This window comes from Frondihabitans sp. GW821-FHT04F02, assembly GCF_059420045.1.
Genome location: NZ_JBWKSZ010000007.1, coordinates 154,413 through 168,884, shown reverse-complemented (window position 1 = coordinate 168,884; position 14,472 = coordinate 154,413). Strand labels below are relative to the sequence as shown.

13 protein-coding genes are annotated in these 14,472 nt (G+C 69.3%); all 13 read right to left on the bottom strand.

Annotated elements, in window-relative coordinates; all coding sequences use genetic code 11:
• Nucleotides 1–364 precede the first annotated feature (364 nt).
• Nucleotides 365–1,669 carry a tyrosine--tRNA ligase gene (gene tyrS, locus AC07TY_RS17285; RefSeq protein ID WP_123506486.1) on the bottom strand — a complete coding sequence of 435 codons (1,305 nt, stop codon included), beginning with the start codon at nt 1,667–1,669 and terminating at the stop codon, nt 365–367.
• Between the two features lie 18 nt (nt 1,670–1,687).
• Entirely contained in the window at nt 1,688–2,281 is a 594-nt protein-coding gene (locus AC07TY_RS17280) for a DNA-3-methyladenine glycosylase (RefSeq protein ID WP_494786127.1), read from the bottom strand.
• A 133-nt stretch (nt 2,282–2,414) separates the two neighbouring features.
• Nucleotides 2,415–3,854, bottom strand: coding sequence for an argininosuccinate lyase (argH, locus tag AC07TY_RS17275; RefSeq protein ID WP_494786126.1), 1,440 nt, complete (start codon nt 3,852–3,854; stop codon nt 2,415–2,417).
• Nucleotides 3,851–4,774: an ornithine carbamoyltransferase gene (argF, locus tag AC07TY_RS17270; protein ID WP_494786125.1), complete on the bottom strand. Its 924-nt coding sequence runs from the start codon at nt 4,772–4,774 to the stop codon at nt 3,851–3,853. The genes argH and argF overlap by 4 nt, the downstream gene beginning before the upstream one ends.
• The gene (locus AC07TY_RS17265) at nt 4,771–5,979 is read right to left on the bottom strand and encodes an acetylornithine transaminase (RefSeq protein ID WP_123505951.1); all 1,209 of its coding nucleotides are present in this window, start codon (nt 5,977–5,979) and stop codon (nt 4,771–4,773) included. Before AC07TY_RS17265 ends, argF begins: the two co-directional genes overlap by 4 nt.
• Nucleotides 5,976–6,953, bottom strand: coding sequence for an acetylglutamate kinase (gene argB / locus AC07TY_RS17260; protein ID WP_494786124.1), 978 nt, complete (start codon nt 6,951–6,953; stop codon nt 5,976–5,978). Before argB ends, AC07TY_RS17265 begins: the two co-directional genes overlap by 4 nt.
• Before the next feature lie 5 nt (nt 6,954–6,958).
• Complete coding sequence (gene argJ, locus AC07TY_RS17255) at nt 6,959–8,116, bottom strand: bifunctional glutamate N-acetyltransferase/amino-acid acetyltransferase ArgJ (protein ID WP_494786123.1); 1,158 nt, start codon at nt 8,114–8,116, stop codon at nt 6,959–6,961.
• The gene (gene argC, locus AC07TY_RS17250) at nt 8,113–9,159 is read right to left on the bottom strand and encodes an N-acetyl-gamma-glutamyl-phosphate reductase (RefSeq protein ID WP_494786122.1); all 1,047 of its coding nucleotides are present in this window, start codon (nt 9,157–9,159) and stop codon (nt 8,113–8,115) included. Before argC ends, argJ begins: the two co-directional genes overlap by 4 nt.
• A gap of 55 nt (nt 9,160–9,214) precedes the next feature.
• Complete coding sequence (pheT, locus tag AC07TY_RS17245) at nt 9,215–11,731, bottom strand: phenylalanine--tRNA ligase subunit beta (protein ID WP_494786121.1); 2,517 nt, start codon at nt 11,729–11,731, stop codon at nt 9,215–9,217.
• A complete protein-coding gene (gene pheS, locus AC07TY_RS17240) occupies nt 11,731–12,771 on the bottom strand; it encodes a phenylalanine--tRNA ligase subunit alpha (protein WP_494786120.1) in 1,041 nt (346 codons plus the stop codon). Before pheS ends, pheT begins: the two co-directional genes overlap by 1 nt.
• Before the next feature lie 201 nt (nt 12,772–12,972).
• Nucleotides 12,973–13,776 carry a TrmH family RNA methyltransferase gene (locus tag AC07TY_RS17235; protein WP_123506488.1) on the bottom strand — a complete coding sequence of 268 codons (804 nt, stop codon included), beginning with the start codon at nt 13,774–13,776 and terminating at the stop codon, nt 12,973–12,975.
• A gap of 46 nt (nt 13,777–13,822) precedes the next feature.
• A complete protein-coding gene (rplT, locus tag AC07TY_RS17230) occupies nt 13,823–14,212 on the bottom strand; it encodes a 50S ribosomal protein L20 (protein WP_123505957.1) in 390 nt (129 codons plus the stop codon).
• Between the two features lie 27 nt (nt 14,213–14,239).
• Nucleotides 14,240–14,434 carry a 50S ribosomal protein L35 gene (gene rpmI / locus AC07TY_RS17225; protein ID WP_055962484.1) on the bottom strand — a complete coding sequence of 65 codons (195 nt, stop codon included), beginning with the start codon at nt 14,432–14,434 and terminating at the stop codon, nt 14,240–14,242.
• Nucleotides 14,435–14,472: the final 38 nt, after the last annotated feature.

Genomic DNA, 14,472 nt, shown 5'->3' with positions numbered 1-14,472 from the left:
AAACCCGACGATCTAAACCATCTTCGCCCGAGGCAACTTTGAAACCTTATCCACCCGATCGGGCCCTGTCAAACCCGTTCTTGCGAACGTTTCCGACTAGACTTCGGCCCCCCGAGACGAGGTGCCGCTTGCAAGCTGTGCTTGCCAGGTGAAGAGTTGCAACCTTACTCACAATCATCTCGACTTGCAAGCAAGGAGATGAGGAGCAGGTGTCCCGCTTGAGGAAGGTTGAACTGGATCAGATCCAGGCCCGTTTCCGTTCCTTTGGGGTGACAAGAGAAAACAATACGTGCGGGTCGCAGATGCGGCAAATCCTGCGTGCATCTCGGGCGTGTCGCACGCTACTCCCCCGGAATCCCGGGCGTCAGGCCTGGACGGTGATGCCCGCGAGGGTCTTCTTGCCTCGGCGGAGCACGGCGTGACCACCCGACAGGGTGAGGCTCGCGATGTCCGTCGCCTCATCGGCGACCCGCTCATTGTTCACGTAGACGCCTCCCTCGGCCGTCGCCCTCCGGGCAGCACCCAGCGAGGCGACGAGCTCGGTCGCCACGAGTGCCTGCGACACCGTGGTCCCGGGAGCGACGGTCGCGTGCGGCAACTCGGCGATCGCCGAAGCGAGCACGTCGGCCGGCAGCAGGGCGAGATCACCCTGGCCGAACAGCGCGGCGGACGCATCGATGGCGGCCTGGGCGGCGTCGTGACCGTGAACGAGTGCGGTCACCTCGTACGCGAGGCGCTTCTGGGCTTCGCGCGCGAACGGCCGGGCTTCGACCTGGTCGGCGAGTTCCTGCACCTGAGCCTTCGTGAGGAACGTGAATATCTTGAGCCGATCGACGACGTCGGCGTCGTCTTGGTTGAGCCAGAACTGGTAGAAGGCGTAGGGCGAGGTCATCTCGGGATCGAGCCAGATGGCGTTGCCCTCGCTCTTGCCGAACTTGGTGCCATCGGAGTTCGTGATGAGCGGCGTGCCGATGGCATGCACCGACACCCCCTCCGAGCGACGGATCAGGTCGGTTCCGCTGGTCAGGTTGCCCCACTGGTCGCTCCCGCCGGTCTGGAGCACGCACCCGTAGGCGCGGTACAGCTCGCGGAAGTCGAGACCCTGCAGGATCTGGTAGCTGAACTCCGTGTAGCTGATGCCGGCATCCGAGTTGAGACGCGCCGACACGGCGTCTTTCTTGAGCATCGTGCCGACGCGGAAGTTCTTGCCGATGTCGCGAAGAAACTCGATGGCGCTGAGAGGCTCGGTCCAGTCGAGGTTGTTGACGATGCGGAGGGCGTTGTCACCCTCGGACGACAGGAACTTCTCGACGTGCACCCGGATCCTGTCGACCCACTCCGCCGTCTGCTCGCGCGACTTGAGGACGCGTTCGGCCGTGGGACGCGGATCGCCGATGAGACCGGTCGAGCCGCCGACGAGGCCGAGCGGCTTGTGGCCGGCGAGCTGGAGGCGCCGCATCACGAGCAGCTGCACGAGATTGCCGAGGTGCAGGCTGGGGGCCGTCGGGTCGAAGCCGCAGTAGTACGTGATCGCCTCGCCGCCGAGCAGCTCGCGGAGAGCCTCCTGGTCGGTCGAGACATGGACGAGCCCGCGATAGACCAGTTCGTCCCACACGTTGTCGAACTCGGGATCGTTGGATTGGGTGGCCAGGATGTCGGCCGTCGTCAGACTCGTCACCCGACAACTTTAGCCGCGGCGGCGACTCACGGCGGCGCGGTACGCCGACACGGTCGAATCGTCGGCGATCCAGAACCGCCAGGGGAAGGCATCGGTGCCGGCGTGGCCGGAGACCCCGACGCGGGGTCCGGTGGTTCCTGCGACCGGTTCTCTCGGCAATTCGAGCGAGAACGGAGGTGTCGCGATCGACGAGCCGTCGTCGGACAGCTCGATGCCGAGGGCTGATCCGAGCCGTCCAGGTCCTTTCGCGAGCTCGATGTCGGTGCGGGCCGTTGGGCGCCGCGACCTCGCGACATCGAGGCCGTCGATCACTTCGCCCGACCGCAGCAGGCATCCCGACGCGTAGCCCTCCGGGCCGCAGACGATGTTGAGGCAGCGGTGGATTCCGTACGACAGGTACACGTACAGGGTTCCCGGGCCGCCCCAGAGGCTGGCGCTGCGCTCGGTGAACCCGCGGTGCGCGTGCGAGCCGGGGTCCTGGCCCTGGCCGTGATAGGCCTCGACCTCGGTGATCCGCACCGCCACCTCGCCCGCCCGGAACACAGCGCCGAGCAGCAGCGGCGCCGCCTCGAGCGCGGGGCGGGCGAGCGGGTGGGGTTCCACGACGGAGCGTCTCAGAGGAAGCGCTGCCCGGTCGCGATCGTGTAGACGATCGCGGCGACCACGACGACGACCGCGATCGCGATGATGATGCGGAGGAGCCAGGGCCGCGTGGAACGGGTGTCGTCGGTCATCGTCACACGGCCTTCGGGTCGAGTTCGGCGACCAGGGCGCGCACCTGAGCGGTGAGCGAAGCCAGCTGCTCGGCCACGCGCACCGGAGCGGTGCCGCCGACGCCGTCACGGCTCGCGATCGAGCCCTCGACGGTCAGCACCGTTCGGATGCTCGGCGTGAGATGCTCCGAGACGGCGGCGTACTGCTCGTCGGTCGGCTCGTCGAGGTCGAGGCCGTGGGTCTCGCAGAACTGCACGAGCGACCCGCTGATCTCGTGGGCGTCGCGGAACGGCACCCCCTGCTTGACCAGCCACTCGGCGACGTCGGTCGCCAGAGAGAAACCCTGCGGAGCCAGCTCTGCGAGACGCTCCGTGTCGAACTCGAGCGTCGCGATCATGCCGGTGAACGCCGGCAGGAGCACCTCGAGCTGAGTGACGGTGTCGAAGACGGGCTCTTTGTCTTCTTGAAGGTCGCGGTTGTACGCCAGGGGCAATCCCTTGAACGTCGCGAGGAGACCGGTCAGGTTGCCGATCAGGCGGCCCGACTTGCCGCGCGCGAGCTCGGCGATGTCGGGGTTCTTCTTCTGAGGCATGATCGACGATCCGGTGGAGTAGCCGTCGTGCAGCTTCACGAAGCCGAACTCGCGGGTGTTCCAGATGATCACCTCTTCGGCCAGGCGCGAGAGGTCGATGCCGATCGACGCCGTGACGAAGGCGAACTCGGCGACCACGTCGCGCGAGGCGGTGGCGTCGATCGAGTTCTCGGTCGTGCGGTCGAAGCCCAGCTCGCGGGCGACGAGCGCCGGGTCGAGCCCGAGCGACGAGCCGGCCAGGGCACCCGAGCCGTAGGGCGACGCGGCAGCTCGTCGCGACCAGTCGCGCAGGCGCTCGAGATCGCGGACCAGGGGCCAGGCGTGCGCGAGCAGGTGGTGCGCGAGCAGCACGGGCTGAGCGTGCTGGAGGTGCGTGCGACCGGGCATCACGGCCCTCTGATTGGCGCTCGCCTGTCCGGCGATCGCGTCGATCAGGTCGGTGACCTGGTGCGCGATGACCTGGCCGTGGTCGCGCAGGTACATCCGCACGAGGGTGGCGATCTGGTCATTGCGGCTGCGGCCGGCGCGGAGCTTGCCGCCCAGCTCGGGCCCGGCGATCGACATGAGATGCCGCTCCAGCGCGGAGTGCACGTCTTCGTCCGACGCGGCCGCCGTGTAGGTGCCGTCGGCGACCCCGGCCTCGAGGGTGTCGAGGGCCCCCAGCATCCCGCCCAGCTCGGACTCGTCGAGATAGCCGGCCGCAGCCAGAGCTTTAGCGTGCGCACGCGATCCGGCGATGTCGTACGGGTACAGCTGCCAGTCGAACTGCGTCGACTTGCTCAGCGCCTGCAGCTCCGGGCTCGGACCCGACGCGAAGCGACCGCCCCAGAGAGCGCCTGCCTCGGCCGCGCGATTGCCCCCGGTCGTCATTCCTGCTCCAGCAGCCACGTCAGGAGGGCCTTCTGGGCGTGCAGACGGTTCTCGGCCTCGTCCCAGATCACGCTGCGCGGGCCGTCGATGACGTCGGCCTCCACCTCGTAGCCGCGGTCGGCCGGAAGGCAGTGCAAGAAGATCGCGTCGTCGTCGGCGTGCGCCATGAGCGCGTGGTCGACCTTGTACGAGCCGAAGGTCGCGACGCGGTGCGCTTTCTCGTCTTCCTTGCCCATCGACACCCAGGTGTCGGTCACGACGATGTCGGCGCCGGCGACGGCCTCGACCGCGTCGGTGACGACGACGGCCGATCCGCCGTTCACGGCGGCGATGCGCTGGGCATCCTCGAGAACAGCAGTCTCGGGCAGGAACTCCTCCGGGGCCCCGATCCGCACGTGCATGCCCGCCGTCGCTCCCGCAAGCAGGTACGACTGCGCCATGTTGCAGCGCCCGTCACCGACGAACGCCACCGTCAGGCCGGCGAGCGTGCCCTTCTGCTCGCGGATGGTCAGCAGGTCGGCGAGCAGCTGGCACGGGTGGAAGTCGTCCGACAGCGCGTTGACGACGGGAACCGTCGTGCCCGCGGCCATCTCCTCGAGGCCGGCCTGACCGTAGGTGCGCCACACGATCGCGGCGACCTGGCGCTCGAGCACGCGAGCGGTGTCGCTCGGCGTCTCCTTGCCGCCGAGCTGGCTCGACGCGGTGGCGATGATGAGCGGCACTCCCCCGAGGTCGGCGATGCCGACCGCGAACGAGACGCGGGTGCGGGTCGACGACTTGTCGAAGATCACGGCGACGGTCTGCGGGCCCGCGAGCGGGCGCGCTGAGTACCGGTCGGCCTTCAGCTTCTGGGCGAGGTCGAGAACGGCGCTCTGCTCGGCCTGCGTGAGGTCGTCGTCGCGGAGGAAGTGGCGGGTCATTCAAGACCTTTCAGAACGGAGGAGAAGATCTCGACGAACTCGGCGATCTCGGCGTCGCCGACGATCAGAGGCGGCGCGATGCGGATGCTGGAGTCGTTGGCGGCGTTCACGATGAGGCCGGCCTCGAGGCAGCGCGCGTTGATCTCGTTCGCGATCGGCTCGTGGAGCCCCACGCCGATCAGGAGCCCCCGACCGCGGACCTCCTTGACCAGCGGCGACCCGATGGCCTCGATCGCGGCTCGGATCTCCGCACCGCGGCGTGCTGCGTTGCCGACCAGGTCGGATGCCTCGATCTCGCCGAGCACGGCGACCGCCGCACTGGTCGCGAACGGGTTGCCGCCGAAGGTCGAGCCGTGCTGGCCGGCCTCGAACAGGTCGCTGGTGTCGCCGAAGGTGACGAGTGCGCCGATCGGGATGCCTCCGGCGATGCCCTTGGCGATGGTGACCGCATCGGGCACGATGTCGAACTGCTGGAAGGTGAACCAGGTGCCCGTGCGGCCGACGCCGGTCTGGATCTCGTCGAGGATCAGCAGAGCACCGTGCTTGGCGGTGAGCTCGCGCGCGGCCTTGAGGTAGCCCTCGGGCAGGTCGACCACCCCGGCCTCGCCCTTGATCGGCTCGATGATCAAGCCGGCGACGGTGTCGTCCATCGCCTGCTCGAGCGCCTCGATGGACGTCTCGATGTGCTCGACGCCCGGGAGCATCGGCTCGAACGGCTCGCGCAGAGCCGGCTTGCCGGTGAGGGCGAGCGCACCCATGGTGCGGCCGTGGAAGGCGCTCTGAAGCGCGAGGATGCGGGTCTTCCTGCCGTCGGCGCCCTTGTTGAGACGGAACAGCTTGAAGGCCGCCTCGTTCGCCTCGGCCCCGGAGTTGCCGTAGTAGACGCGGCCGCGGTCGCCCGCCCCGGTGATGCGCTTGAGCAGCTCGGCGAGCTCGACCTGCGACGGCGAGGCGAAGTAGTTGGAGACGTGGATGAGCGTCGCAGCCTGCTTCGAGACCGCGTCGACCAGCACGGGGTGCGCGTGGCCCAGCGCGTTGACGGCGATGCCGGCGAGGAAGTCGAGATAGCGCTTCCCGTCGACGTCCCAGACCTGGCAGCCCTGGCCCCGCTCGAGCATGACCTTGGGGGTCGAGAGGCTCTTCATGATGGAGTCACCGAATCGGCGCTGCCACGTGCCTTCGGTTGTCGGTGTGGTCGTGGTCATGACTGTCCTCTCTTCTGATCTGCCTGGGGTGGCTGGTGCGGTAAGGCGATTTTCGCCTTGCCGTTGGGGATGACCTCGGTGCCCGCACCACGCTGGGTGAAGATCTCGAGGAGGATGGAGTGCTGGATGCGGCCGTCGATGATGGTCGCCCCGCCGACGCCCGCGACGACGGCGTCGAGGCAGGCGGTCATCTTGGGGATCATGCCGCTCTCGAGGCTCGGCAGCATCTCGGTCAGCTCGTCGACCGTGATCAGCGCGACGAGCGAGTCGCGGTTCGGCCAGTCGGCGTACAGGCCGGGCACGTCCGTCAACATGATCAGCTTCGACGCCTGGAGCGCGATGGCCAGAGCTGCGGCCGCTGCGTCGGCATTCACGTTGAGGGCCGAGTCGCGATCCATGTCGTTGACGGCGATGGACGAGACGACGGGGATCCTGCCGGCCTCGATCTCGGCGAGCACACGCGACGGGTCGACGCTCGTGATGTCGCCGACGTGGCCGAGATCGAAGGTCTCGCCGTCGACCTCGACGCCGCGCACGTGACCCTCGAAGAGCCGCGCGGAGTCGGTGCCGTCGCTGAACACGCCCCGCGCGAGGTCGCCGTGCTCGTTCATCATGTCGACGATCTCGCGGTTGACCTCGCCGGCCAGCACATCGCGGACCACCGAGATGGCCTCAGTCGTCGTCACGCGGTAGCCACCGCGGAACTCGGACTCGATGCCGGCCGCCTTGAGCGCCGCCGAGATCTGAGGACCGCCGCCGTGGACGACGACAGGGTGCAGGCCGACCGTGCGCAGGTAGACCATGTCTTCGGCGAAGGCGCGCTTGAGATCGTCGTTCACCATCGCGTTGCCGCCGAACTTCACGACCACGACGCGGTCACGGTAGTTGAGCAGCCAGGGGAGCGACTCGATGAGCGTCGCCGCCTTGACGGCAGCCAGGTCTTGCTCGCGGCGCAGCGCCTGTTCGGTATCCATGCCGCTCAGCTCGAGTACGCGCTGTTCTCATGCACGTAGTCGTGCGTGAGATCGTTCGTCAGGATCGTCGCCCGTGACTGACCCGCGTGCAGGTCGAGCTCGATGCGGAGCGCGCGGGGGGTCATGTCGACCTCGGTCACCGGGCGGTCGGGAGCACCCTCGGCGCAGAGCCGGACGCCGTTGAACGACACGTCGACGTCGTACGGGTCGAATTCGGCGCTCGTCGTGCCGATCGCCGCGAGCACGCGTCCCCAGTTCGGATCGTTGCCGAAGACGGCGGCCATCAGGAGGTTGCTCCGGGCCAGCGAGCGGCCGACCTCGACGGCGTCCTCCTCGGTGACGGCGCCCGAGACGTCGATCGTGATGTCGTGCGAGGCACCCTCGGCATCGCCCTGGAGCTGCGCGGCCAGATCGGCGCAGAGCTCGGTGACGGCGGCGGCGAGCTCGTCCGGCGACGGCGTGACGCCCGACTCGCCGCTGGCCAGGAGAACGACCGTGTCGTTCGTCGACATGCAGCCGTCGGAGTCGAGGCGGTCGAAGGTGACGCGGGTCGCCTGCCGGAGTGCTGCGTCCAGCTCTCGGTCCGAGGCATCGGCGTCGGTCGTCAGGACGACCAGCATCGTCGCGAGGCCGGGGGCCAGCATGCCGGCGCCCTTCGCCATCCCGCCGACGACCCAGCCGTCGCCGTGCACGACCGCCTGCTTGGGGTGGGTGTCGGTCGTCATGATGGCGGTGGCGGCAGCGAGACCGCCATCGGCCGTGAGCTCGGACGCGGCCGCCCTCGTGCCCGCCAGGACCTTGTCGCGGAAGACCTGGTCACCGACGCCGATGAGCCCCGTCGAGCAGACGATCACGTCGCCCGCCGAGACGTCGAGCACCTCGGCTGCGAGCTCGGCCGTCTGGTGGGTGGTCTGGAAGCCGAACGGGCCCGTGAAGCAGTTGGCCCCGCCCGAGTTGAGGATCACCGCGCGGGCCTGGCCGTCGGCCACGACCTGCTGCGACCAGACGACGGGGTGCGCCTTCGCTCGGTTGCTGGTGAAGACGCCGGCGACTGCCGCGCTGCGACCCGTGTTGACGACGAGCGCCACGTCGGGCCTGCCCGTCGACTTGAGACCGGCTGCGACTCCCGCGGCCTGGAAGCCCTGCGCTGCTGTGACGCTCACGGGGCGACTCCGTTCATGGTGAGGCCGAGCATCTCGGGAAGGCCGAGCGCGATGTTGGCCGACTGGACGGCGGCGCCTGCGGTTCCTTTGACCAGGTTGTCGAGCGCGCTGATCGCGACGAGGCGACCCGCGGCCTCGTCGACGGCGAGGCCGATGAGACAGGTGTTGGCCCCGACTGTGTCGGCGACGCGGGGGTACTCCCCCGCCGGGAGCACGTGCACGAAGGGCTCGTCGCCGTACGCGAGCTCGTAGGCGCGGCGGACGTCCGACTCGGTGACGCCGGGTGCGAGCTTGGCCGTCGTGGTCGCGAGGATGCCGCGCGACATCGGCACGAGCACCGGGGTGAACGACAGGCTCACGCGCGTGGCGCCGGCCACCCGGAGATTCTGCTGCGTCTCGGGGATGTGCCGGTGGCTGCCGCCCACGCCGTATGCAGAGGCGGAGCCCATCAGCTCGCTGGCCAGCAGGTGCGGCTTGAGCGACTTGCCGGCCCCCGACGGGCCCACGGCCAGAACGGCGACGATGTCGTCGGCCTCGACCAGGCCGGCCTCGACGGCGGGTGCCAGCCCCAGCGACATGGCCGTGACATTGCACCCGGGAACCGCGATGCGCTTCGTGCCCTCGAGCTCGCCGCGCTGCTTGCCCCCGCCGGAGTGGATGAGCTCGGGCATGCCGTAGCTCCAGGCGCCGTAGAACTCGCCGCCGTAGAACGCCGCCCAGTCCGCCTCGCTCGTGAGGCGGTGGTCGGCGCCGCAGTCGACGACCAGCGTCCCCTCGGGCAGCTCGGCCGTGATCTCACCCGACTTGCCGTGCGGCAGGGCGAGGAAGACGACATCGTGGCCCGCGAGGTTCTCGGCCGTGGTCGTGACGAGTGTCAGGTGCGCGAGGGATCGCAGGTGCGGCTGCGCCGCGAGGAGCGGCTGGCCGGCGTTCGTGAATGCGGTGACCGTGGTCACCTCGAATTCGGGGTGCTGACTGAGGATGCGGAGGAGTTCCCCACCGGCGTAACCGCTTGCGCCTGCAACGGCGACGGATAAAGGCATGCTTCTACCTTAATGTTCGACTGGACGATGACGGGGCGGCGGCGCCTCGCGACGGTCAGTCGCGGAGCGTCGCCCCGAATCGCTCGCCAGCGAGACGCACGGAGCCCTGCTTGGCCTCGGAGGCTTCGGCAGCGGTCAGAGTGCGGTCGGTCGCGCGGAAGCGCAGCGCGAACGTGAGGGACTTCGAGCCCTGATCGATGCCTTCGCCGCGGTAGTCGTCCACGAGGCGAGCATACTCGAGAAGCTCGCCGGCACCGGACACGACGGCCTCGAGCACCTCGCCGGCCGGGGCATCGGCCCCGACGACGAGCGACAGGTCTTGAGTCGCGACCGGGTACGCCGATATCGGCACCGGAGCCGGCTCCACCCGGGCCAGGGCCATGACACGGTCGAGATCGAGCTCGGCGACGACGACGCCGCGCGGCAGGTCGAGGTCGGCCGCCACCGCCGGCAGCAGCTCGCCGGCGATACCGACGACCTCGCCTGCAACGATCAGCTCGGCTGTCCGGCCCGGGTGCAGCGAGACGTGGCGACCCTGACGGACGCTCACCTCGGCCGCGACCTGGCGGACGGCGGTGCGGACATCGTCGAGCACGTCGGCGAGGTCGGCCGACTGGGCCGCCTGACCGGGCTGGCGCTCGACTGTAGAACCGGAGCGCAGGAACGCGAGATGCCTGGGCTGGCTCGGAAGGCTGGCATTCAGCGCCGCAAGGGTCTCGTCGTCGGGGCGGGCGGCGCCGACGGGGATGAAGTCGGTCCCGGTTGAAGCACCGGGCTTCACGTAGAAGACCGAGCCCGACTCGTACAGCGCCAGGTCGAGCAGGCCGCGCGACAGGTTGCGTCGGGCGGTGTCGAGCAGCCCGGGAATCAACGACATGCGCATCTCGGCGGCATCGGTGTCGAGCGGGTTGGCCAGCGTGATCGGCGTCGCCGCATCGGGGCCGTCGAGCACGGGCGAGAACGCGGCGTTGCGGGCGGGTGCGACGAAGGGGTACGCGAAGACCTCGGTGAGACCCGATGCCGCAAGGCCCGCCGAGACGGCGCGACGCAGCGACTGCTCGCGCGTCAGGCCTCGCCCGGGAGGAGCGACAGGAAGGACAGACGGGATGCGGTCGTAGCCGGTGATCCGCGCGACCTCCTCGACGAGGTCGGCCGAGGTGAGGAGGTCGGGTCGCCAGGTCGGCGGGGTGACGGTGAAGCCGCCGTCGGCGGGCTCGACCGCGGCGCCGATGGCCAGGAGGCTCTCTTCCACCTCGGCCGTCGTGTAGTCCACGCCCATCATGCGACCGGCGCGGTCTTCGGCGAGGAAGATCGCCGACGGCGCGACGGAGACGTCGTAGACGGAGCCGAGCGTGTCGGCGGTGCCGCCGGCGAGCTCGACGAGGAGCTGGACGGCGCGCTCGGCAGCGGGACGGCTCACCGCCGGGTCGACGCCGCGCTCGAAGCGGCGCGAGGCCTCGCTCGGGAGCTTCTGGCGGCGCGCGGTGCGAGCGATGCTGATCGGCTCGAAGGTCGCGGCCTCGACCACGACGTCGGTCGTGGTAGACGAGACCTCGGTGCGCTCACCCCCCATGACCCCGGCGAGGCCGATCGGGCCATCGTCGTCCGTGATGAGGAGGTCTTCGACGTCGAGCGCGCGGTCTCTGCCGTCGAGAGTGGTGAGGTGCTCCCCCGCGTTCGCGCGGCGCACCGTGAACCCTCCGGCGACGGTGGCCAGATCGTAGGCGTGTAGCGGCTGGCCGGTCTCGAGCATCACGTAGTTGGTGATGTCGACGGGCAGGCTGATCGAGCGGATGCCGGCGAGGCGGAGGCGCGAGCGCATCCACGGCGGTGTCGGGCGCGACGCGTCGATGCCGCGGACGACCGCGGTGATGAACGTGCTGACTCCGGCGCGGTCGCGGACCGGTGCCCCGTCGACGACGTCGACGCGGAAACCCTGCCGGGCGACGGGCGACTGCGCGTCAGCCGGATCGCGGTACGCGGCTCCGGTCGAGTGCGAGTACTCGCGGGCGACGCCGCGGATGCTGAACGCGTAGCCGCGGTCGGGCGTGACGTTGATCTCGACGGCGGCGTCGTCGAGCCCGAGCAACGGGATCGCGTCGGTGCCGACCTCGGGATCGAGACCCAGGTCTTTCAGCAGGAGGATGCCGTCGTGCTCCTCGCCGAGACCGAGCTCGCGCGTCGACGCCATCATGCCCTCGGACACGTGGCCGTACGTCTTGCGCGCGGCGATCGGGAACGGCCCGGGCAGCACGGCGCCGGGCAGGGATACGACGACCTTGTCGCCGACGGCGAAGTTGTGGGCGCCGCAGACGATGCCGCGCACGTCGGCCTCGTCGCTGGCGTGGTCCGGACCGACTGCGATGCGGCACCAGTTGATGGTCTTGCCGTTCGACTGCGGCTCGGGCGTGAACTCGAGGACCTGCCCGACGACCAGGGGACCGGTCACCTCGGAGAGGTGCACGTCTTCTTCTTCGAAGCCGACGGCGACGAGGGCCTCGTGGACGTGCTCGAGCGTGACGTCGTCGGGAAGGTCGACGTACTCGCCGAGCCAAGAGAGAGGGACGCGCATCAGACCACCATTCCGAACTGCTCACTGAAGCGGACGTCGCCCTCGACCATGTCGCGCATGTCGTTCAGGTCGTTGCGGAACTGAAGCGTGCGCTCGACACCCATGCCGAAGGCGAAGCCCTGGTACTCGTCGGGGTCGAGACCCGCCGAGCGGAGGACGTTGGGGTTGACCATGCCGCAGCCGCCCCACTCGACCCAGCGGGCACCGCCCTTGGCGTTCGGCTGCCAGACGTCCATCTCGGCGCTGGGCTCGGTGAAGGGGAAGTAGTTGGGGCGCAGGCGAATCTGCGCGTCGGGGCCGAACATCTGGCGCGCGAGGTGCTCGAGGGTGCCGCGGAGGTGCGCCATCGTGAGACCGCGGTCGATGGCGATGGCCTCGATCTGGGTGAAGACGGGCGTGTGCGTGGCGTCGAGCTCGTCGGTTCGGAAGACGCGGCCGGTCGCGACGTTGTAGACCGGCACGCCCTTCGCGAGCAACGTGCGGATCTGCACCGGCGACGTGTGCGTGCGCAGAAGCAGGTGCTGGTCGACGGGCTCGACGAAGAAGGTGTCTTGCATGGCGCGGGCCGGGTGGTCGGCGTCGAAGTTGAGGGCGTCGAAGTTGAACCACTCGTGCTCGAGCTCCGGGCCGTCGGACAGCTCCCAGCCCATGGCGATGAAGATGTCGGCCATCTTCTCCTGGAGCAGGCTCAGCGGGTGACGGCTGCCCTGGGCACGACGGACCGGCAGCGCCGTCACGTCGATCCGCTCGGACTCCAGGCGCGCGGCCTCCTCCACAGCGGCGAGGGCCTCCTCGCGTGCGGCGACCGCCTGGTTGACACGGCCCCGGGCCGCGCCCATCAGCTTGCCCGCCGACGCCTTCTGGTCGTTCGGCAGAGAGCGGAGGCCGGCGTTCATTCGCGCGAGCGTCGACTGCTCGCCGGTGTGCTCGCCGCGCACCGTCTTCAGCTCGGCGACGGTCGAGGCCGCCTCGACGGCCGCGAGGGCCGCGGCGACGGCGCTCTCGACGGTGGATTCGGTGATGGCTGGCGTGTCTGACACGAGAAGCAAGCCTACCGAACGGGGGCAGACGGTCGGTTCAGTTCCTGCCCCCGTTCTGTGAGGAGTCGGATCACGCGGGCCGTCGTCGCGATGAAGTCCCGACGCGCCTCGTCCGCCGCGACCCGCATCATGCGCCAGCCGTCGTCCGAATCGGGCCGATTTGCGACAAAGATCTCACTCTCGGCGGGAGGCGCGCCGGCGCTAGCTGCGCTGCGCGAACGCGCTCTCGTAGAGGCAGACGGACGCGGCCGTCGCGAGGTTCATGCTCTCGGCGTGGCCGTAGATCGGCACGACGACAGCCCGGTCGGCTTTGGCGAGGTCCTCGTCGCTGAGGCCGCGGGCCTCGTTGCCGAACAGCCAGGCCGTCGGGGCGGCGAGGATGCCCTCCTTGCGCGCTTCCAGGAGGTCGCCGCCCTTGACGTCGGCGGCCAGCACCTGAAGCCCCGCCTGCGTGGCCAGCGCCAGCACGGCCGGCAGCTCGATGCCGACGGCCACGGGCACGTGGAACAGCGAGCCGGTGGTCGCTCGCACCACCTTCGGGTTGTACAGGTCGACGCTGCGGCCGGTCATGATGACGGCGTCGGCTCCGGCGGCGTCGGCCGCGCGGATGATGGTGCCCGCGTTGCCGGGGTCGCGCACTTCTTCGAGGATCGCCACGAGGCGCACCTCGGAGTCGCCGAAGATGTCTTTCACGCTGGTCGGGAACTGGCGGCAGACCGCCACGAGGCCCTGCGGCGTGACCGTGTCGGCCATCGTCGCGAGGACGTCCTCGGAGACGAACTCGATGTCGACGCCAGCGTCGACCGCAGCCTGCGCAAGCTCCGTGTAGCGCTCGAGCGCCGTCGGAGTGGCGAAGAGCTCGACCACCAGCTCGGGCCGGAAGGTCAAGGCCTCCGTGACGGACTGCGGGCCTTCCAACAGAAAGAGCCCGGTCTGGGACCGGGCATCTCTCTTGGCCAGTTTGGCCACCGCGCGCACTCGGGGCGAACGCGGGTTGTCGATCATCTGGTTGCTGGGCACGGATGCAATCCTGCCTCAGACACGCAGATAATTACGCAGCGTCGACCTTCGGGGCCGACGTGTCGGCGGGAAGGGCCGCCTTCGCGGTGGCGACGAGGCCGGCGAAGGTAGCGGGCTCGTTGACCGCGAGGTCGGCGAGCAGACGACGGTCGACCTCGACGCCGGCCAGGGCGAGGCCCTGGATGAGGCGGTTGTAGGTGAGGCCGTTCGCACGCGACGCGGCGTTGATGCGCTGGATCCAGAGGCGACGGAACTCGCCCTTCCTGGCGCGGCGGTCGCGGTACGAGTAGACGAGCGAGTGAGTGACCTGCTCCTTGGCCTTGCGGTACAGGCGCGAACGCTGACCGCGGTAGCCCTCGGCGCGCTCGAGGACAACGCGACGCTTCTTGGCGGCGTTGACCGCCCTCTTGACTCTTGCCATTTTCTTATTCCCTTACGTTCGCGCGGCTCAGCGGCCGAGAAGCTTCTTGATGACCTTGGCGTCGGCCGGAGCCAGCACCTGGTCCTGGTTCAGGCGGGCCTTGCGCTTGGCGCTCTTGACCTCGAGGTTGTGACGCATGCCGGCCTGCTGCTTCATGAGCTTGCCGGTGCCGGTGACCTTGAACCGCTTCTTGGAGCCGGAGTGGGTCTTCATCTTGGGCATAGTCGTTACTTTCTTCTAGGAACCACCCGGGATGGCCC

Bases quoted from the DNA above. Each gene is read 5' to 3' on its own strand.
- argH (WP_494786126.1), bottom strand. From the start codon at position 3,854: ATGACGACCGGGGGCAATCGCGCGGCCGAGGCAGGCGCTCTCTGGGGC.
- argF (WP_494786125.1), bottom strand. From the start codon at position 4,774: ATGACCCGCCACTTCCTCCGCGACGACGACCTCACGCAGGCCGAGCAG.
- AC07TY_RS17265 (WP_123505951.1), bottom strand. From the start codon at position 5,979: ATGACCACGACCACACCGACAACCGAAGGCACGTGGCAGCGCCGATTC.
- argB (WP_494786124.1), bottom strand. From the start codon at position 6,953: ATGGATACCGAACAGGCGCTGCGCCGCGAGCAAGACCTGGCTGCCGTC.
- argC (WP_494786122.1), bottom strand. From the start codon at position 9,159: ATGCCTTTATCCGTCGCCGTTGCAGGCGCAAGCGGTTACGCCGGTGGG.
- pheT (WP_494786121.1), bottom strand. From the start codon at position 11,731: ATGCGCGTCCCTCTCTCTTGGCTCGGCGAGTACGTCGACCTTCCCGAC.
- AC07TY_RS17235 (WP_123506488.1), bottom strand. From the start codon at position 13,776: ATGATCGACAACCCGCGTTCGCCCCGAGTGCGCGCGGTGGCCAAACTG.
- rplT (WP_123505957.1), bottom strand. From the start codon at position 14,212: ATGGCAAGAGTCAAGAGGGCGGTCAACGCCGCCAAGAAGCGTCGCGTT.
- rpmI (WP_055962484.1), bottom strand. From the start codon at position 14,434: ATGCCCAAGATGAAGACCCACTCCGGCTCCAAGAAGCGGTTCAAGGTC.